The sequence below is a fragment of the Paraperibacillus marinus genome (genome assembly GCF_046237605.1).
Classification (GTDB): domain Bacteria; phylum Bacillota; class Bacilli; order Bacillales; family DSM-1321; genus Paraperibacillus; species Paraperibacillus marinus.
The window spans coordinates 1,040,726-1,059,221 of record NZ_CP143542.1 but is presented as its reverse complement, the minus strand read 5'-3'; the positions used below and the strand labels follow the sequence as shown (position 1 = coordinate 1,059,221).

18 protein-coding genes and 2 other annotated features are annotated in these 18,496 nt (G+C 47.9%); of the genes, 2 read left to right on the top strand and 16 right to left on the bottom strand.

The genetic code is table 11. The features are described 5' to 3' along the window. Nucleotides 1-10: 10 nt before the first annotated feature. From polX to zapA, 3 genes are all read right to left on the bottom strand, one after another. Nucleotides 11-1,759, bottom strand: a complete 1,749-nt coding sequence (gene polX, locus V1498_RS05335) for a DNA polymerase/3'-5' exonuclease PolX (RefSeq protein ID WP_409297316.1) — start codon at nt 1,757-1,759, stop codon at nt 11-13. Nucleotides 1,760-1,881: 122 nt separating this feature from the next. Further along, nucleotides 1,882-2,424, bottom strand: a complete 543-nt coding sequence (locus V1498_RS05330; RefSeq protein ID WP_409297314.1) for a CvpA family protein — start codon at nt 2,422-2,424, stop codon at nt 1,882-1,884. Nucleotides 2,425-2,431: 7 nt separating this feature from the next. Next, nucleotides 2,432-2,692 carry a cell division protein ZapA gene (gene zapA / locus V1498_RS05325; protein WP_409297313.1) on the bottom strand — a complete coding sequence of 87 codons (261 nt, stop codon included), beginning with the start codon at nt 2,690-2,692 and terminating at the stop codon, nt 2,432-2,434. A gap of 145 nt (nt 2,693-2,837) precedes the next feature. Here zapA and rnhC point away from each other — a divergent pair, with 145 nt between their 5' ends. Further along, the gene (gene rnhC, locus V1498_RS05320; protein ID WP_409297312.1) at nt 2,838-3,785 is read left to right on the top strand and encodes a ribonuclease HIII; all 948 of its coding nucleotides are present in this window, start codon (nt 2,838-2,840) and stop codon (nt 3,783-3,785) included. Nucleotides 3,786-3,826: 41 nt separating this feature from the next. On the opposite strand, the gene V1498_RS05315 is transcribed toward rnhC, so the two are convergent. From V1498_RS05315 to V1498_RS05300, 4 genes are all read right to left on the bottom strand, one after another. Further along, the gene (locus tag V1498_RS05315) at nt 3,827-5,569 is read right to left on the bottom strand and encodes an ABC transporter ATP-binding protein (protein WP_409297310.1); all 1,743 of its coding nucleotides are present in this window, start codon (nt 5,567-5,569) and stop codon (nt 3,827-3,829) included. Between the two features lie 359 nt (nt 5,570-5,928). Beyond that, entirely contained in the window at nt 5,929-8,343 is a 2,415-nt protein-coding gene (gene pheT, locus V1498_RS05310; RefSeq protein ID WP_409297308.1) for a phenylalanine--tRNA ligase subunit beta, read from the bottom strand. Between the two features lie 16 nt (nt 8,344-8,359). Next, the gene (gene pheS, locus V1498_RS05305) at nt 8,360-9,400 is read right to left on the bottom strand and encodes a phenylalanine--tRNA ligase subunit alpha (RefSeq protein WP_409297306.1); all 1,041 of its coding nucleotides are present in this window, start codon (nt 9,398-9,400) and stop codon (nt 8,360-8,362) included. A 61-nt stretch (nt 9,401-9,461) separates the two neighbouring features. Then, nucleotides 9,462-9,697, bottom strand: a binding site (T-box leader). A 90-nt stretch (nt 9,698-9,787) separates the two neighbouring features. Then, nucleotides 9,788-10,543: a TrmH family RNA methyltransferase gene (locus tag V1498_RS05300; RefSeq protein ID WP_409297305.1), complete on the bottom strand. Its 756-nt coding sequence runs from the start codon at nt 10,541-10,543 to the stop codon at nt 9,788-9,790. Between the two features lie 121 nt (nt 10,544-10,664). Between V1498_RS05300 and sspI the strand changes: the two genes are divergently transcribed. Then, entirely contained in the window at nt 10,665-10,874 is a 210-nt protein-coding gene (gene sspI / locus V1498_RS05295; RefSeq protein WP_409297303.1) for a small acid-soluble spore protein SspI, read from the top strand. Nucleotides 10,875-10,893: 19 nt separating this feature from the next. Here the strand turns inward: sspI and V1498_RS05290 are convergent, their stop codons facing one another. The 9 genes from V1498_RS05290 to infC form a co-directional block, all read right to left on the bottom strand. Next, on the bottom strand, nt 10,894-11,553 hold the full coding sequence (locus V1498_RS05290) for a M50 family metallopeptidase (RefSeq protein ID WP_409297301.1): 660 nt from the start codon (nt 11,551-11,553) through the stop codon (nt 10,894-10,896). A 377-nt stretch (nt 11,554-11,930) separates the two neighbouring features. Beyond that, nucleotides 11,931-13,694: an FTR1 family protein gene (locus tag V1498_RS05285; RefSeq protein ID WP_409299158.1), complete on the bottom strand. Its 1,764-nt coding sequence runs from the start codon at nt 13,692-13,694 to the stop codon at nt 11,931-11,933. 29 nt (nt 13,695-13,723) lie between these two features. Next, nucleotides 13,724-15,022, bottom strand: coding sequence for an iron uptake transporter deferrochelatase/peroxidase subunit (gene efeB / locus V1498_RS05280; RefSeq protein ID WP_409297299.1), 1,299 nt, complete (start codon nt 15,020-15,022; stop codon nt 13,724-13,726). Continuing rightward, the gene (gene efeO, locus V1498_RS05275; protein WP_409297297.1) at nt 15,022-15,876 is read right to left on the bottom strand and encodes an iron uptake system protein EfeO; all 855 of its coding nucleotides are present in this window, start codon (nt 15,874-15,876) and stop codon (nt 15,022-15,024) included. Before efeO ends, efeB begins: the two co-directional genes overlap by 1 nt. 264 nt (nt 15,877-16,140) lie before the next feature. Continuing rightward, nucleotides 16,141-16,590 (bottom strand): dUTP diphosphatase, encoded by a 450-nt coding sequence (dut, locus tag V1498_RS05270; RefSeq protein WP_409299157.1) that lies wholly within the window; start codon nt 16,588-16,590, stop codon nt 16,141-16,143. A gap of 31 nt (nt 16,591-16,621) precedes the next feature. Next, nucleotides 16,622-16,891: a DUF1294 domain-containing protein gene (locus V1498_RS05265; protein ID WP_409289710.1), complete on the bottom strand. Its 270-nt coding sequence runs from the start codon at nt 16,889-16,891 to the stop codon at nt 16,622-16,624. Between the two features lie 78 nt (nt 16,892-16,969). Then, nucleotides 16,970-17,329 carry a 50S ribosomal protein L20 gene (gene rplT, locus V1498_RS05260; RefSeq protein ID WP_409289712.1) on the bottom strand — a complete coding sequence of 120 codons (360 nt, stop codon included), beginning with the start codon at nt 17,327-17,329 and terminating at the stop codon, nt 16,970-16,972. 32 nt (nt 17,330-17,361) lie between these two features. Continuing rightward, nucleotides 17,362-17,562 (bottom strand): 50S ribosomal protein L35, encoded by a 201-nt coding sequence (gene rpmI, locus V1498_RS05255; RefSeq protein ID WP_204543049.1) that lies wholly within the window; start codon nt 17,560-17,562, stop codon nt 17,362-17,364. A 21-nt stretch (nt 17,563-17,583) separates the two neighbouring features. Further along, entirely contained in the window at nt 17,584-18,087 is a 504-nt protein-coding gene (infC, locus tag V1498_RS05250; protein ID WP_101640371.1) for a translation initiation factor IF-3, read from the bottom strand. A gap of 140 nt (nt 18,088-18,227) precedes the next feature. Continuing rightward, nucleotides 18,228-18,360, bottom strand: a sequence feature (ribosomal protein L20 leader region). Between the last annotated feature and the right edge of the window lie 136 nt (nt 18,361-18,496).

Here is an 18,496-nt window from a genome sequence, read left to right as displayed (position 1 = left end):
AATCAAGGTGTTAATCATTTCTTTTCAGGAACGACAGCAATTCGTCCGCGTTCTTCGTATTTAGAATGGTGCCCTTCTTGAGCCAGCCCTTTTTTGCATGGGCAACGCCTATGTCCATGTCCTCAAGCATGGTGATATTATGTGCATCCGTATTTACGGCAATCGTCACACCTGCCTGCTGGGCTTTCTTCAAGTGCTCGGCAGCTAGATCCAAACGGTTAGGATTTGCATTCAGCTCAAGGGCGGTATCTGTTTCCTTTGCCAAACTTATCAGCATGTCCATATCAACTTCATAGCCTTTTCTCCGGCCTATGACCCTGCCGGTCGGATGGGCAATCAAATCAACATGGGGATTCATAAGTGCTGTTTTCAAGCGCTCCATGATCTTTTCAATTGGCTGAGAAAAGCTCGAATGGATTGAGGCAATGACAAAATCCATTTCCCTCAGAAGTTCATCATCATAATCCAGCGTTCCGTCAGGCAGTATATCCATCTCAATGCCCGACAGGATCAATATATCATCATATTTATCATTCAGTGAACGGATGATTTCCTTCTGCTCTCTCAAACGTTCTGCCGTCAAGCCGTTTGCGACCTTCAAGTATTGTGAATGGTCGGTGATGGCCATATATTTATATCCCTTTGCCCGGCAGGCTTCTACCATTTCTTCAATGGAATGGCCGCCATCACTCCAGGTGGAGTGCATATGGAGATCTCCCTGGATATCCTCACGCGAAACGAGTCCGAAGCCTGAAGAATAATGCTCGATCTCGGAGCCGTCTTCCCGAAGCTCAGGCGGGATGAACGGCAGTCCGAAATGAGCGTAGAATTCTTCCTCGGAACGGAAAGTCAGGATGCCGTCATTTTCAGTCTCCACTCCATATTCGCTGATTTTCTCGCCGCGTTCCTTCGCAAGCTGCCTCATCCGCACATTATGATCCTTGGACCCTGTGAAGTGGTGCAGGGTTGTAATAAACTCATGGGGTTTGACAAGCCGGAAGTCTGCCGATACTTCATAATCATAAGACAGAGTCACAGACACCTTTGTATCGCCAGCCGCAATGATGCTTTTCACTTGAGGAAGAGAGATCAGCTGCTCTCTGACAGACTCAGGATTTTCTGTGGCGATGATAAAGTCCAGGTCCTTGATTGTCTCCTTCACCCTGCGAATGCTTCCCGCCCGTGAAAACCTTTCAATATCCTTCATGTTCATCAGCGATGCTTCTACATCATCCGCAATCGGAAGCATAAAGGCGAGTCCGAGCCGGTCCGGCCGTGTACCGAACTCAGCTATGGCCGCGAGGATCTTCTCCTCGGTTTTCTTGCCGAAGCCCGCAAGGTCCTGGACCCGCTTCTCCTCACAGGCAGCCTTCAGGTCTTCCATGCTTTCCACATGGAGCTCCTTATACAGCTTCGCAATTTTCTTGCCGCCCATGCCCGGAAGCTGCAGAAGGGGGATCAGTCCCTTTGGCACCTCTTCCTGAAGTTCAGCCAAAACCGCCGATTCCCCGTCCCTTATATATTCTTCAATGACAGCGGCTGTTCCCTTTCCGATGCCGGGAAGCGCTGTAAAATTCTCAATCTCCCCAAGACTCCTGTCATCCGCTTCAAGAGCGCCTGCCGCCTTCCTGAACGCGGCCACCTTAAACTGATTCTCGCCTTTTAGTTCCATATATATAGCAATCGTTTCAAGCAAATGAACAATATCCTTTTTATTAAACAAACTCTGCACCTCACCTTTTGGGGGACAGTCCCCCATTTCCCAGATTATTTCCCATAATTTTAAGATACCGTTTATTTGGGGTCCTAGCAACATAAGTGCCGCAGGTGACCATAGGAGGCGGCTCTCACTAAAAGAAAAACTTCCCTTGGAAAGAGAAGTTACATAGGGATATATTTAAACCATAGATCCTTCACTGTTTCAGAGAGCAGCGGGGTATTTTTTACGATGGATTCTGCCAGGAAGGAATCATTCATGGGGCCCTGTATGGATTCGACAGGTACAAGGGCAGCGATATAGAGCAAAATGAACAGGATAAGATAAACTTCCACAATGCCGAGGGCTCCGCCGCCAAGACTGTTGAGCTGTTTAAGGATAGGCAGGTGGGCAATGAAGTCCAGCATGGATCCTATCAGCTGCCAGACGAGCTTTACCGCAAAGAAGACAATGGCAAAAGCAATGGCATTATAAAAGGCTTCGTCCAGGCCGGCGGATTTGAAGACCAGGTCCATCGTATCTGTATTTCCCACGGATGGAAAGGGGATCCAAAGCTTCAGCTTCGGCGATAAATCATCATAATATATGTAAGCGGCTATAAAGGCAGCTATGAAGCCCGTCAAGTGGACCAGCTGCAGAATAAATCCTCTTTTCAGCCCGACCAGCAGGCCCATGATAAAGATTACAATTATAATTAAATCAAGCATTCTGTTTTCAATCCTTTTTTCTTGCAGCAAGCATCTTAAGCTGCTCAAGTTCGTCTTTTACTTTTAAATAATCATGCATGACATTGACAGCTGTGAGCACTGCAACCTTGCTGACATCAAGCCTTGGGTTACTTGCATTGATCTCGCGCATTTTATCATCAACCATTGAAGCCACAATCCGAATATGGCTTGAACTTTCAGCCCCAACAATGGTATATTGCTGTCCATATATATCAACTGTTATTTTTCTCTTATTATGGTCTGACAAAATGATGCCCCCAATCTCTTAAAAAATCCTAATCTATATCATACCATGAATTTTTAATCCTTGAAAAGCGGAGACCATTCCTTTTTCTGGCTTTTAGCAGAAAAATGGAATATCACCCCAATCTTGAATAAAAGGAGCATCCTATATGTCAAATGCTGTATTAGTTTTAGATCCATCTTCCATCCAGAAAATGAAGGCCCATTACTCTTCATCCATCAGTGATAAAACTCCTCCCGGCGGGGTCTTTTCCGCAAAAGTCCCTGGCTGCGCCATTACAGCTTATAAGTCCGGCAAAGTCCTTTTCCAGGGGCCGCGGGCTGAAGAAGAAGCAGGTGCATGGGGCAGCGCGTCACAAAAAGCCGCCCCGAAGAAAACGTCATCCGTAAAAACCCATTCCTACTCACCGCCGGAAAATATAGCAGGAATGTCCCTGGTTGGTTCTGACGAGGTAGGGACAGGCGATTTCTTTGGCCCGATGACAGTGGTTGCCGTATATGCTGAAAGCTCCCATCTCCCGCTATTAAAAGAACTGGGTGTCAAAGATTCAAAGAATCTCAAAGATCCGCAGATCATGGAGATCGCGGCACTCATAAAGGAGACGGTACCCTACAGCCTCCTGGTCCTCAACAATTCCAAATATAATGAGCTGCAGGCAGGCGGCATGTCCCAGGGGAAAATGAAGGCACTGCTCCATAATCAGGCTATCAAGAAGGTGCTTGAAAAAATTGCCCCGGTTGAGCCGGACGGGGTGCTTATTGACCAATTCGCTGAGCCTGGGGTCTTTTTTAATTATCTGAAAGGCTCCCGTCCATTCAAAGCAAAAAACACCTATCTCAGCACAAAAGCCGAGGGCATCCACCTGAGTGTGGCGGCGGCCTCTATCCTTGCACGCTATGCGTTTGTAAAGCACTTTGAACTTCTCAGCCAAAGCGCGGGCTTCACTCTTCCCAAAGGGGCAGGGCCGGCAGTGGATATCGCTGCGGCCAGGCTGATTCACGAAAAAGGCGAGGCTGCTCTCGGGCAGTTCACGAAGATCCACTTTGCCAATACTGCGAAGGCAAGAGCCCTTTATCAAAAGAAATACCGCTCCTGACTAAAAACGAAGCCTGCCGCATATGACAGGCTTCTTGGTTTTTATTCCTGGCTCTTATCCGGCACCCTGAGCTGCCTTTCTGCAAACTCACGGTACAGCTCATGTGTTTCAAGGAGCTCGTGATGAGTCCCCCTCCCAGTGATCCTTCCCTTTTCCAGAAAGACAATCTGATCCGCATCAATGACAGTTGAAAGCCGGTGTGCAATCACAAGGGTTGTCCGCCCTTTCATTAAATTCTGAAGCGCATCCTGGACCACGATTTCCGACTTGCTGTCAAGGCTTGAGGTTGCTTCATCCAGCATCAGGATCCTCGGGTTTCTGAGGAGCGCCCGGGCTATGGCTATCCTCTGCCGCTGTCCGCCAGACAGCATGATCCCCCGCTCCCCCACTTCTGTATCATATTGCCTGGGAAGTTCCTCTATAAAAACATCGGCATTGGCCATCCTGCTCGCCTGCCGCAACTCCTCCTCCGATACCTTCCTATGGACTCCATAGCAGATATTTTCCCTTATCGTACCGGCATGCACAGGACTTTCCTGGGAAACATACCCGATCCCGCTTCTCCATGTTTTCAGGGAAATCTCTGATATCGGCTTTCGGCCCATGAGAATTTCTCCCGAATCTGGCGTATAGAATCTCTCCAGCAGGGAGAATAGTGTCGTTTTACCGCTGCCGCTCGGACCGACGATCGCTGTGACGGATGATGGGTTGACCGTGAAACTCACTGAATCCAATACCTTCCCTCCGGATTGATAGCCGTATGTAACCTCCTTCAGGGTGATGGCCTGGCCAGCCTCCACTTCTTCTTCTCCTTCATCCAGCTCCTCTACATCCAGGGATAAAATATCCATGACCTTCTCCGTCGCCCCAAGTGTTTTCTGGAACTGTGTGAAAAAAGCGGCAATCGAAGTGATCGGCATGATGATCTGGAATAAGTAGATAAAGAACGCCACCAGTTCCCCAGCTGTCATCATCCCCGTTGATACCCTCAGCCCCCCATATCCGATGATCAGCACCAGGATAATGATGATCATGGAAGAAATCAAGGGTGATAAGAGTGCCTGGATAACTCCTTCTTTTATCCCAAGGCGGAAAAGGGAATGGATCCCCTGTCTCCCCCGCTGGTACTCCACTTCTTCTGCATTCGATGCCTTCACAAGACGTATATCCGCCAGGACCCGGGTCAGGTTGGCAGAAAAGCCTGCCGTTTCATCCTGAAGGCTCCTTGAGATTTTCACCATCTTCCTCCCGACCGGGATCAAGATCAGCATCGATAGCGGGAGAACGGAAAACATCACCAGAGTCAGCGGCCAATCCAGGAAGAAAAGGACGATAATCGTCCCGATGATGGAGATGATCCCTGATATAAAGCCGACCAGATGCTCTGTGATCAAATTTTTTATGATGCCCGTATCATTCGTCATCCTGCTGACCGCGTCACCGGTCTGATGTGTATCATAATATGGAACCTTTAAAATCAACAGCCTGCCCCAGACCCTTTCCCTGAGAGAGGCAATAACATGCTGCCCGACTCTCGCAAGCAGGTAAACAGATATCCCTCCTGCTATCGCCTGGGCAAAAAAAGCCGCTGTGATCCAGCCGATCATTCCGTAATCTAAAGAACGTGAAAAACCGTCTATCAGCTTGCTTGTGAACAGCGGTATGGAAAGCCCGGCTGCCGTGTTTAGCAGACTGAGAAAAAGGGCTGTGCCAAATAGAAGCCTCGGCGGCTTTGTTTCTTTTATCAGCCTGAGCAAAAGCTTCCAGCTTGACTCGCGCTTCATATGGTCCGCCTCCTTGTTTTCTTGATTAATCCAAAAGCCTCACTGCCGCCTTGGCCAGGCTGATGATTCCCTTTGCTGCCCATTCCAGCATCCAGAAGAATCATCAAAAATTGAAAATCCTGAGTCCCGACTCCCCTGCTCACTTTTACTCCGGGTTCCTTCTTCCTGCGTCTGATTACCTGTTTCTTTCTTTGATTTATACAATTGGATTCTCCTAAAAAGACTCTTATGAAATTGCCAGGTTACTCTTATGGTTTTAATTTCGTTAGTGATGATGACTTTCCCCAGATTATAAATCGAAAGCCGGCTTCCCGGAAACAGTAGGACTGATCCGTAAAGCCGGCCTTCTAGACTCTTTTTTATGCTCTCAGCACTGCTCCAGTCTTATCTTCAACTGCTTTCAATACTTTTTCATGGGCGCGGGTTACTTCCTCATCAGTAAGAGTGCGTTCCGGATCCAGATATTTCAGCGAGAAGGCAAGGGATTTCTTGCCCGGTTCCATCCGTTCTCCTTCATATAAATCAAAGACAGCAATCTCTTTCAAGAGCCTGCCTCCGGCTGAAGAAATAACATCATAGATCGAGCCTGCCGCCACATCTCTGTCCACAACAAGGGCTATATCCCTGGTGATGGACGGGAATCTTGGGATGGCCTGGTATGAAGTCGGCGCTGTTTCTGCCGTCAGCAAGTCCTGAAGCGAGATTTCAAACACATACGTTTCTTTTAAATCCATGTCTTTTTGGACCTTTGGATGAATCTGGCCCACAAAGCCTATTGTTTCGCCATTCAGCTTTACAGCCGCTGTCCGGCCCGGATGCATGCCTTCTGTTTCTGCTGCTTCAAAAGTGACGGCACTGCCCAGTCCAAGCACTTCAAACAGACCTTCGAGAATGCCTTTTGCCACATAGAAATCAACAGGCTTTTTCTCGCCCTGCCATGGATGGGTTACCCATAGACCGGTCATTGCACCGGCAAGATGCTCCTTTTCAAGAGGCAGTTCCTCTCCTCCGTTTTTCTGGAACACAGAGCCTGTCTCGTAGATGGCAAGTGATTCTGCCTGTCTGGCAGTGTTGTATTTCAGAACTTCAAGAAGCTGCGGCACGATGCTCAGGCGGAGTGTGCTGCGGTCTTCACTCATCGGCATGGCAAGCTTGATTGCTTCGCCTTTTTCAAGTGCATATTGGCTTGCTTTCTCTTCTGAGGTCAGGGAATATGTCACAGCCTGGAACAGTCCTGCTCCTTCAAGATAACTCCTTGTTTTTCTGCGTTTCAGCTGATAGCTGTTCAGACCGCCGGGAACAGATTCGGCCACAGGCAGGGTTTTCGGAAGATTATCATATCCGTAGAGGCGCGCAACTTCCTCGATCAAGTCTGCTTCGATGGTGATGTCACCCCGTCTTGTAGGTACTGTGATAATAATCTCATTTTCTTCAGTTTCAGCCTGGAACTGCAGGCGGCTGAAAATATCCATCACCGTATCAAGGTCAAGCCCGGTGCCCAGCAGCCTGTTTATTGCCTCCAGGCTGGTTGACACGACAGCCGGTTCTGCCTTCAGCGTATCTGCGATTACCGTTCCGCTCAATACTGTTCCACCGGCATATTCAGCCATCAGGCTTGCTGCACGTTCAGCTGCCCTATGGACACGGCCGGGATCCACGCCTTTTTCATATCGGGAGCTGGCCTCACTCCGAAGATTCTGCCCCTTGGAACTCTTCCTGATAACAGGGCCAGTAAAATAGGCAGACTCCAGAAGGACCGTAGCAGTGTCTAAACCAACCTCTGAATCGGCACCGCCCATCACACCGGCGATAGCAACCGGCTTACTGCCGTTCGTGATGACCAGGTTATCACCATTCAGGGTGCGCTCTGCATCATCAAGTGTGACGATCTTTTCGCCATCGTGCGCACGGCGTACAAGGATTTCCTTTGAGCCGATTTTATCATAGTCGAAGGCGTGAAGCGGCTGTCCGTATTCCAGCAGCACAAAATTTGTAATATCCACAATGTTATTATGCGGCCTGATTCCGCTGTTCATAAGCAGGGTCTGCATCCAGAGAGGAGACGGCCCCACTTTTACATCCTTAATGACCTTTGCCGTGTATAATGGATTATCTTTTTCTGCATCAACACGGACTGAGATATAGTCCGAAGCTTGTTCGCCGGAGGCAGTGCTGCCGGTTTCCGGCCATTTCACTTCCCTGCCAAGAATGGCGCCCACTTCATACGCAACGCCCAGCATGCTCATGGCATCAGCACGATTCGGCGTAAGCCCAAGCTCCAGGATAGAATCGTCCAATCCGAGCTGAGCCAGGGCATCCTCGCCGACTTCAGCATCAGCCGGGAAGACGAAGATGCCAGTGGAATAATCCTTTGACACAACCTTGGGCTCGATTCCCAATTCCTGCAGCGAGCAGATCATCCCATTGGATTCTTCCCCGCGGAGTTTCGCTTTTTTAATCTTGAAATTCCCTGGAAGTACGGCACCGACAGTAGCAACTGCAACCTTCTGCCCCTTGTCGACATTCGGTGCGCCACAGATGATCTGGACTGCCTGTTCTCCCCCAAGATCCACCTGGCATATGTTCAGTTTGTCCGCCTGAGGGTGCTTTTCTTTTTCGACCACATGGCCGATGACGACACCTTTAAGTCCTTCGCTCTTCTTTTCAACACCTTCTACTTCAATTCCGCTCTTCGTGATTTTCTCTGCAAGCTCTTCCGGTGAAATGCCGGACAGATCTACATAATCCTGAAGCCATTTATATGAAACAAACATGATTCATCCTCCTTCTTTAACCTTCATGCTTGAAAAACTGTGATAAGAAACGAACATCATTTGTATAGAAATGGCGGATATCATCCACTCCATACTTAAGCATCGCAATACGTTCCGGCCCCATGCCGAACGCGAACCCGGTGTACTTTTTAGAATCAAAGCCGGCCATTTCCAATACATTCGGGTGAACCATGCCTGCTCCCAGGATCTCAATCCAGCCAGTTCCCTTGCAGACACTGCAGCCTTTTCCGCCGCAGACCTTGCAGGAAATGTCCATTTCCACAGAAGGCTCTGTGAAAGGGAAGAAGCTCGGACGCAGCCTGATTTCGCGGTCTTTTCCAAACATTTTTTTTGCGAACACATCAAGCGTGCCTTTTAAATCGCTCATCCTGATGTTCTCATCCACTACAAGTCCTTCAATCTGCATAAATTGATGGGAATGTGTGGCATCGTCATTATCCCGGCGGTATACCTTTCCCGGGCAGATGATTTTAACCGGACCGCGGCCTTCATGCTTCTCCATCGTCCTTGCCTGCACAGGTGAAGTGTGGGTGCGGAGCAGGATTTCTTCTGTAATATAAAATGAGTCCTGCATATCCCGCGCCGGATGTCCTTTTGGAAGATTCAGCGCTTCAAAGTTATAATAATCCTTTTCGACCTCAGGACCTTCGGCAATCTGGTAACCCATTCCGATGAAAAGATCCTCGATTTCTTCTACAACCATTGTAAGCGGATGTCTGCTGCCCTGTTTAACCGGCCTTCCCGGAAGGGTTACATCAATTTTCTCGGCAGCCAGCTTTTCAGATATGGCCGCTTCCTCCAGCTGCGCCTGTTTTTGCTCGATGCCTGCTGCGATGGCTTCTCTTACATCGTTTGCAAGAGCCCCGATGACCGGACGCTCTTCGGCAGAAAGCTTGCCCATCCCGCGCAGCACTTCAGTGATCGGCCCTTTTTTGCCTAGATATGAAACCCTTACTTCATTCAATTCCTTTAGGCCCTGTGCTTCCGCAGCTTTTTGAAGCGCTTCAGCCTGGAGTTCCTGCAGTCTTTCCTTCATTTTTTAAATCCTCCTTATCGTTATAGAGCTAAGAAAAGAAAACAAAAAGCCCCGTCCCCAAAAAAGGGACGAGGCATTGATTCGCGGTACCACCCTTGTTAACGCTAAAATTTTCAGCGCTCACTCAATTAGGATAACGGCTATGGCCGGGTGCATCTTTACACAGGTTCTGTGGTCCCGATGCCGACTCAAGAGGTGAACTTCACACGAGCTTTCCTTTGAAAATGCTCTCAGTCCAGGCATTTTCTCCCTTAAAAGGAATCCGCAGGCGCTACTCTTCTCTATCATTGTCTTTTCTTATTAAAATTTACTACTTATTATAATATAACCCAACAGGCGTTTCAAATTTAATTTTTATAGAATATGCAGCTGCAAGCCTGCCTGCTGTTATTTTTTTAGATGATACAGGAGAATTCCTGCCGCCACTGCTACGTTCAGGGACTCGCTCCTGCCATATAGCGGGATATAGAGATTTTGATCGGTTTCGGCCAGATATCTGTCGTCTACGCCCTTTCCCTCATTCCCTACGAGGAGGGCGAAGCGTGTCTGCTTTTCAGCAGTTTCAAAGGGCAGCGCCCCTTTGAGCGAGGTCCCGTACACCGGTATGCCTTTTTCCTTAAGTGATGCTATGAAGCCGGACAGCTCCGCTTTAATTACCGGTATATGAAAAAGGCTTCCCTGCGTTGAACGAATGACCTTTGGATTAAAAGGATCCGCACTCCCTTCCCCCAGGATGACCCCATCCATTCCGGCTGCATCTGCTGTCCGGATCATCGTTCCGAGATTGCCCGGATCCTGCACGGCATCCACCAGCAGGAACTGTCCGCCGCCTGTGATGGCTGCCTCAGCATGTCTCTGTTCACAGATTGCTGCAATCCCCTGTGGGGCCTCTGTATCAGAAACAGTCTTCATAACCTCGGCCGAAACATATGTGATATCCTGGCCGCTTAGATCCAGGGTCGATGGCAGTTCAATATCCTCCTGGAGAATGATTTCCAAAACCAGGTCTTTCTCCTTCAAAGCTTCTTCCACTAAATGAAATCCCTCAATTAAATATTTCCCCGTTTTATCCCGCTCTTTCTTTGTGAGCAGCTTCTTCCACTTCTTTACAGAAGGGTTCTTGGGAGATTCAAAATATTTCAATCCGTTTTTCCCTCCTTGACATTAACACTGATTTTCCTATTATAGCCCAGATTTCATACATATTAAATGCCGGAAAAGCAAAAGCTACCTAAGGAAAACAAATTATGCTGGAGGGAATAAAATGAACATCAACCTGCGCCATGCGGTAGTACATAATGTAACCGGCCATACACCGGACCAGATTGAGGCAACCATACTTGACGCCATTCAAAAGGGCGAGGAAAAAATGCTGCCAGGGCTCGGCGTCCTTTTTGAAATCCTCTGGAAAAACGCACCTGAAAATGAAAAAAAGGAAATGATTCAGCTCCTTGAAAACGGCCTGAACCAATAATTTCCGGGTGGGATGCTCCCTATATACAGGTAAAACAGACGGCGGCAAATGCCGCCAATGCAGTCCCGAAAAAGGCAATTCCCCACACCTGGGCGGGAATGAAGGTGAATTGCTCGAGGCTGGATGCATCGCCCGCCTCCCCGGGATTCTTAAAACTCAGGCAGAGAATATGGAAGGCAGAATACAGGGACTGGACGAGGACAGTCCCTGCCAATAGCATGGAAACCCCTGTCACCCATGCTGAACTGCCCGTTGACAGCACCCACCCAAGCAGCGCAAGAAAGGCGGCACACCAGATCATGCCGTACATATTCCGTACCCAGAACAAAAGTGCCGCTGCGGCCAATAAAAACAAACTATAAAATACCCATTCGGCATGGCCGTTTGAAAGCAGGATAAAAAAGATTAAACTGATTCCTGAGGAAAAAGGATAGCCGGCCAGACTGGTCATGATTCTGGCCATACTTGATCTTGATCCTGTCAATATGACGCCTTCAGAATTGGAAAACAGCTTCATGCTCTTTACTTCTCCATCGAACATCAATGCAGTGAGGGCATGTCCTGTTTCATGAACCAGAGTATGCAGCACAGTTACATGACGACCGATTAAAGGCAGGCGGACCAATATGGCCGCCGAAATGATATACGCAGCCAGGATCAATATATCCTCTCCATTCATGACAATTTCCTGATTACCATTCTTGCCGCAGCTGAAACATATAAGACGTTTCAGTTAACTATTATTGCAGGCTTGGTCTTATATTGGTGTTTTATGACCTGTTAGGCAGTTTTTTCACATGATTTTGGTCTTAAAGATTTCTTTATAAACTGTTCCGCTGTTTTTTCATCTGATTTTCGTCTTAAAATAACATTACTTGACGAGCCCCCTGTTCCCACATCGTTTTTTGTTCTCCTATGAACTGTTTTGCCTGCCTATTGTCTTCAAAATCATCTGATTTTCATCTAAAATCACCCCACAGGGATTTCCGCCAGTTCCAACAGTCCAGTATCCCTTTTCACCACTAAAATAAGCGGCTGCCCCAGGCAGCCGCTATATTATTTGGCAGCAATCGCTGCTCCCGTTTCTTTTTTTCTGATAAGCCATGCAGCCATTCCGATGATCAAAAGGAGCAGAACCTGTGAGACGGCGGTCTCCAAGGTTGGATAAAATCCAATCGGCTCAATGAAAGGAAGGCTGGTGACTGTGGTGGTCGGGAACACTTTTGAAATTTGCAGGGCATGGATGCTGACTCCCAGGATTTTAAAGGCAAGCACATAAATCAGGAGAGTCGCTGCCCTGAAAAAGATCCGGACCGGAATTTTCACTGAGTAGGAGATGATGGCATAACCGGCGCCAGCCAATATGATGACGGCTATGACAATCCCTGTTATAAGCTGCTGCATGCTTATATAGGGGGTGATGCCTGTATAGAAGATGATGGTTTCTGCACCTTCACGGAAAACGGACAGAAAACTTATCACGGCAAATGACAGGAGGCTGCCCTTTACTACCGCCTGATTCATCTGCTGTCTGATATACCTGTTCCAGCCTCCAATATTGGATTTTCTGTGTAGCCAGACACCGACTGTCAGCATCATGATGACAGCAAGAAGTCCTATCAGGCCCTCGATGTATTCCCTGCTTGAGGCAGCGGCGAGGCTGGAGAATAGCATATGTATGGCTACAGCCAATAGCGCACTGGCAAATACGCCCGCAGCCACTCCGGTCCATATCCACTTCTGTTTGTCTCCCTGCCCCATCTGCTTTAGGAATGAGAGCAGCAAGGCGACGATCAGCAGCCCTTCAAGACCTTCGCGCAGCAGGATCAGCGCTGAATCCCAGGATGAATAGCTGGTTTTCTTTAACAGAGGCGCAAGCCTTTCCCCAAGATCCCCCACTATGGACCCTGCTTTTTCAGCATCCACTTTTTGTGAGTTTAATAGACTTATAGCGGCAGGTACCTTTGTTTCCATATCACTGTACAATCCGCTGTCCCTCGTCTGGACATCTCCCTCGACTATCGGCCAGATGGTCAGGATTTTATTCAGGCCCTTCACGGCGGCCTGGTGCTGCCCGCCTGCAATCTGTTCTTCTGCTTCATTCAATAAGCCATATACATCGGAAAGCGAATAATCCCCTTTGACTTGTTTGGCTGACTTGCCGGCTATGAAGTTTTCCACTTCTGTATGTAAATCTTTCAAACTCCTGTCTGCCTTGGCCAGGTCTGCCGGCTCCTGGGTAATCGAGATACGAACCAGCGCAAGATGACGTTCGATGTTTCCATAAGAAGCAATGCTTTTATCATGCACGAACTTCTCGGAAGCCGTCCATTGAGCCATGACCTTTCCGTAATAGGGAGAAAGGGCAGGATTGGACGGGTTTTCTGCAGCTTTCTCAAAATCGGCGATAAGCGGCAGAAGCTTTTTCACCTGCTCCATCCCTGCTGCCTCATCAGCAGGGTTTTGTTCTTTATCATAGGAGGCCATTGCGCTTGATAACGCGGATAATGCCCCGGCCAGTTCTTCTTCATCCAGCGTGTCTTCCGCAAGCAGGCTGTTGACCTCTTTTAATTTTTCATCAACCGTCCCTGCCTGTTTACTGCCGGCATCCTTGACGGATTTCCAGTCCGCTGAAAACTGGTTCATGTTGGCTGTGATGGTGTCCTTGTCCCCATCCTTTGCTTTCATCAGGCTGTCGCCAATGAGAACAAACAGTTCATCATGATTTTCTCCGGCTGCTGCCCCTTGGCCTGCCTGGAAGAACAGGGATAGTGCAAACAGAATGATCAGTGTTTTTACATAAATGGCCATTCGTTTCATCAAATATCTCTCCTCAGTGGATAGAGGACCTAGTAAAAAAGAGTCTCTCCTATATAACCGCCCGGTTTTGTGCCAGGCAGGCAAGCGAATAATGCGCTGCCACGATGTGATGTATATTCATTAAGCTTGTCACTTTTAGCCAGCCGCTCCTGGATGGGGATGAACTGCCTGCTCGGCATGCGCTGGAAGCACATAAACAGAAGTCCGGCATCAAAGCTTCCGGTTTTCACATCCATGCCGCTGGAGTAGGAAAAGCCCCGGCGCAGTATCTGCTGTGAGCCATCTCCATGGGAGAGGCGTGAATGGGAATCGGCAGGAATGGAATATTCCCCTTTTTCATTTTTGTGCTTTAGATCCAGTTTATCGAATTCAGAGTGTTTGCCAAGCGGAGCACCGGTATTGCGATGCCTGCCAAAGGTGTTCTCCTGCTCCTTCAGATTGGTGCGGTCCCACACCTCAAGGAACATCTGGATCCTTCTCACCACAAGATAACTGCCTCCGGCAAGCCAGTTCGGGCCGTCTCCAGGCTGGACCCAGACATGCTTGTTCATTTCTGCTTCATTGTTTGTATCCATATTCACCGTGCCATCCTTGAAGCCGAATAGATTCCTTGGCGTACCTTCCTTTTTATCTGACTGCCTGGAACGCTGAAAGCCCGGCTGGGCCCACTTTAATACAGCCTTGCCCCTTGCAATCCTGATCAGGTTCCTTACCGCGTGGAAGGCAACCTGCTGGTCATCCGCACACGCCTGTATGCAGAGATCGCCTCCGGTCCATTCTTCTTCCAATGCATCCAGCGGGAATTTCGGAAGGTCTTTCAGCTCTTTTGGCTGCTTATGCTTTAAACCAAACCGGTCCGTTCCATTCTTTACAAAAAGGCTTGGTCCGACACCAAACGTGATGGTTAAATGGGATGGTGACAGTCCGTCTGCCTCTCCAGTATCTTTCGGGGGCAGATATCCATTGTCTGTATGGCCGCCGACCGGTTTTCCCTCAGTCATCAGTGCGGCAGCCTCCGTCCAGGACTTAAACAGCCGGGCGAGATCCCCTTTACTTGAAGTGGTCACATCCAGCGAGGCGAAATATACATGGTCCTGCGCCTTTGTGAGGATTCCGCCCTGATGCTTTCCGTAGAAAGGAATAGTATCTTCCTGCTCGGGCGCCTTGCTTTTGGCATTGCTCTCAGTAATCGAAAGCAGGCCGCCGAGTCCGGAGACCCCGATGAGCACTCCCACACCGCCGACACCAGCCGTTTTAAGGATCTCTCTCCTGGAAAACTTTTTGCCGTCTCTATTCGATTCTTCTTTTCCGTTCATATCTCCAGCCATTAAGACGCCTCCGTTGCTATTCCGATTTGGGAGAGCGGTTCTGCCAGCGCATCGATTGCCTGGCTGAGCTCCTTCACCTCCGCTTTTGTAAGATCTGTGTAGAGCTTGTATCCATCGCCTCTTTTCTGCTGGTCCAGCAGGCTGAACACATGGGCAAAGCGGTCACCGATTTCCTTCGAAAGTTCTGCATCCTTTTCTTTTAAGGCAGGGTCAAGGAGCTGATAGATTTTTTCCGCTCCCTCTACATTGGCAGCAAAGTCATAAAGGTCAGTGTGGGAATATCGATCTTCTTCGCCTGTTACCTTTGAAGTGGATACCTCATTCAACAGATCCACGGCACCTGTGATCAATAAGTCAGGCGTCACTTCAACCGTATCTGCCTTCGCCCGGAGCAGGGTTACGTCCTTCAAGAGCTGATCCGCATATTTCTCATAGCCTTTTGTTGTTTTTTCCTGCCATAACCCTTTCTCAAGCCGGTGGTATCCGCCCCATTCATGAGCAGGTACATCCCCTTCCCGCGCATCTATTTTCGGGTCGAGATCGCCAAATGCTTCCGCAATCGGCTCGGCGCGCTCATAGTGGACTCGGGCAGGAGCGTACAATGCTTTGGCTTTTTCCACATCTCCAGCCTTCACTGCAGCTGTAAAGGAGTCTGTTGCTTTTACAAACTGTTCAATCTCTCCGATTGCATACGTCCTATATTGATCCGTTACCTCTTTAAGGGCTTTTTCATTGGATTCTGTTTTCTTATTTTCTTTTGCCGGTTCGTTTTTTTCAGCCTGTTCATTGTTTGAACATCCAAATAAGAGGCTGCCTGATAACATCAGGGCTCCAGTGATTTTTATTACTTTCATTATGTAATCCTCCAGGCTCATCAGTAATGATAATCATTTTCATTTATCATCATAACAGCAATTGAGAAGTATTTTCAATGGAAAATTTATATTTTTGGAGTTTTCTTAATTTACAGGCATAGAAAAAGAGTAACCCGCATCTGGATTACTCGTAAATGTCGCTCTTATTGGATATGTCTTAAGATGACGCGGCTGATCGCAGCCGTAATTCCGACTGTAAGCAAAACAGTAAAACTGCCTGCATCCCATCAGTCCCGGTTCGGGCTAATCTTCCACTTTCCGGGTCCCGGAAGAGCCAAAGCCGCCCTGCCCCCGAACGGAAGCCGATAATTCCCCAGCTTCCAAAATAGTTACGCGGGCTACAGGCGCTACAACAAGCTGGGCAATCCTCATCTGCTTTTCCACTTTGAAGTCTTCCCGGCCATGGTTGATTAAGATGACCTTGATTTCCCCTCTGTATCCCTCATCAATGGTCCCCGGACTGTTCAGTACTGTTACGGCATGCTTTAATGCCAGGCCGCTCCTTGGCCTTACCTGGGCTTCCGTACCTTCGGGAAGCTCAATCGCAATTCCTGTGCTGATCAGCTCCGCTGCTCCGGGCCTGATGATTTTCTCTTCTGCCGAAGCGAGGTCAAGACCCGCGTCCCCGGGATACGCCTGGTGCGGCATAAGGGCGTCATCATTCAATAGTTTGACTTTTAAGTTGTAGTTCATCATAAACTTCTCCTTATCCATCCATACTTTACTATTTTAATAAAAGATACAGCAGGAACAGATGGGCAAGCGCCAGCAGCGGGAAGCCCAGCTTGAAGGAAAGGTGTCTCGTTTTATGCCTGAAGAGGTACATCGCCATCCACGCACCGAGGGAGCCACCGCCTGCAGCAAACAGCCAAAGGGTGCTTTCCGCAATTCTGTATTGATTCTTCCTTGCCTTTTCCTTATCTGCTTTCATGATGCCAAGGGCCGCCATATTGATGATCAGAAAATATGATAGTAAGATATGTATCCCTTCCATTATCCTGCTTTCCTTCTAATTTTATAGTCATGCATCCCAATAAAAAAAGATGCCCGAAGACCGAGCATCCCTTATATATTACTGGTTAAGGTGTTTCTTAGCTGCGTTTGCAAATTCAGCAAATGCATTAGCATCGCTTACAGCAAGCTCAGCAAGCATTTTGCGGTTTACATCGATGCCGGCAAGCTTCAAGCCGTGCATTAAACGGCTGTAAGAAAGACCGTTCATGCGTGCAGCTGCATTGATACGAGTGATCCAAAGCTTACGGAAGTCGCGCTTTTTCTGACGGCGATCACGGAATGCATATTGCAGGGATTTCATTACTTGTTGGTTAGCTACTTTGAAGAGAATGTGCTTTGCACCATAGTAACCTTTAGCTAATTTTATGACTTTTTTACGACGTTTGCGAGTAACAGTACCGCCTTTTACACGTGGCATGTTATTTCCCTCCTATATAAATCTCGGTTAAATTACTTAATGTTGTCTAACATGTGGCGAATGCGTTTGAAGTCACCTTTGCTAACGAGGCTTGCTTTGCGAAGCTTACGCTTGGCTTTAGTAGACTTGTTTGCAAATAAATGGCTTGTGTAAGCGTTGGAACGCTTCAGTTTACCGGATCCAGTCTTTTTGAAGCGCTTAGCTGATCCACGGTGAGTTTTCATTTTTGGCATAAGGGATTCCTCCTCATAACATTACTTTTCGTTTTTAGGTGCTAATAAGATAAACATGCTCCGGCCATCCATTTTAGGATGAGTTTCAATAGTAGAAATATCTTTGCACGCTGCCGAGAAGCGGTCAAGCACACGCTGGCCTATCTCTTTATGTGTGATTGCACGTCCTTTGAAGCGGATCGATGCTTTTACTTTGTCTCCCTTTTCAAGGAATTTGCGGGCATTCTTCAGCTTTGTATTAAAATCGTGTTCTTCGATTGTCGGGCTGAGGCGCACCTCTTTAAGATTGATAATCTTTTGGTTTTTGCGTGCTTCTTTATCTTTCTTTTGCTGCTCGAAACGATGTTTTCCATAGTCCATGATACGGGCTACTGGAGGCTTTGCATTTGGAGCAACCAATACGACGTCAAGATTTACACGCGCAGCAATTTCTAAGGCTTCAAATTTTGTTTTGATTCCTAATTGCTCTCCGTTTTGGTCAATTAGACGAAGTTCGCGGGCACGGATGCCCTCGTTTACCATCATGTCTTGTTTGCTAATAATTAGCCACCTCCAAGGTTTTTTCGGCGAACGAAGCGTTTTGAGTAAAATTAAAGCTTGTTTGGACTGTCTGCTTCAAACAAACGCTTTTACATTCACCATGATCAGCAATTGCATCTAAGTAAGCAAATAAAAAAGTGTGGATGCAAGATACACCCACACTGATAGACTAAATAGACAAAGTCAGTTAATCATCATGAACCTGCTAACAGCGTATGCGTCAGACCAGGTGAGAAGCGGGTGCCTCTTCTTTTTCTCAAACACGTATTCAATTCACCTTAGAAAATATATCATGGAAAACGGCTAGGTGTCAACCACTTAATTATTTTTCACAACAGAAGTAATCATATCAAACTTACCTCTTACTTGCAAGCGGTATTTTAAAAAATTGTAA

What these genes read in the sequence shown, in the direction of transcription:
- polX (WP_409297316.1), bottom strand. Translation starts at nt 1,759, where the DNA reads ATGGGGGACTGTCCCCCAAAAGGTGAGGTGCAGAGTTTGTTTAATAAA.
- V1498_RS05330 (WP_409297314.1), bottom strand. Translation starts at nt 2,424, where the DNA reads ATGCTTGATTTAATTATAATTGTAATCTTTATCATGGGCCTGCTGGTC.
- rnhC (WP_409297312.1), top strand. Translation starts at nt 2,838, where the DNA reads ATGTCAAATGCTGTATTAGTTTTAGATCCATCTTCCATCCAGAAAATG.
- V1498_RS05315 (WP_409297310.1), bottom strand. Translation starts at nt 5,569, where the DNA reads ATGAAGCGCGAGTCAAGCTGGAAGCTTTTGCTCAGGCTGATAAAAGAA.
- pheT (WP_409297308.1), bottom strand. Translation starts at nt 8,343, where the DNA reads ATGTTTGTTTCATATAAATGGCTTCAGGATTATGTAGATCTGTCCGGC.
- pheS (WP_409297306.1), bottom strand. Translation starts at nt 9,400, where the DNA reads ATGAAGGAAAGACTGCAGGAACTCCAGGCTGAAGCGCTTCAAAAAGCT.
- sspI (WP_409297303.1), top strand. Translation starts at nt 10,665, where the DNA reads ATGAACATCAACCTGCGCCATGCGGTAGTACATAATGTAACCGGCCAT.
- V1498_RS05290 (WP_409297301.1), bottom strand. Translation starts at nt 11,553, where the DNA reads ATGAATGGAGAGGATATATTGATCCTGGCTGCGTATATCATTTCGGCG.
- V1498_RS05285 (WP_409299158.1), bottom strand. Translation starts at nt 13,694, where the DNA reads ATGAAACGAATGGCCATTTATGTAAAAACACTGATCATTCTGTTTGCA.
- efeB (WP_409297299.1), bottom strand. Translation starts at nt 15,022, where the DNA reads ATGGCTGGAGATATGAACGGAAAAGAAGAATCGAATAGAGACGGCAAA.
- efeO (WP_409297297.1), bottom strand. Translation starts at nt 15,876, where the DNA reads ATGAAAGTAATAAAAATCACTGGAGCCCTGATGTTATCAGGCAGCCTC.
- dut (WP_409299157.1), bottom strand. Translation starts at nt 16,590, where the DNA reads ATGAACTACAACTTAAAAGTCAAACTATTGAATGATGACGCCCTTATG.
- V1498_RS05265 (WP_409289710.1), bottom strand. Translation starts at nt 16,891, where the DNA reads ATGGAAGGGATACATATCTTACTATCATATTTTCTGATCATCAATATG.
- rplT (WP_409289712.1), bottom strand. Translation starts at nt 17,329, where the DNA reads ATGCCACGTGTAAAAGGCGGTACTGTTACTCGCAAACGTCGTAAAAAA.
- rpmI (WP_204543049.1), bottom strand. Translation starts at nt 17,562, where the DNA reads ATGCCAAAAATGAAAACTCACCGTGGATCAGCTAAGCGCTTCAAAAAG.
- infC (WP_101640371.1), bottom strand. Translation starts at nt 18,087, where the DNA reads ATGATGGTAAACGAGGGCATCCGTGCCCGCGAACTTCGTCTAATTGAC.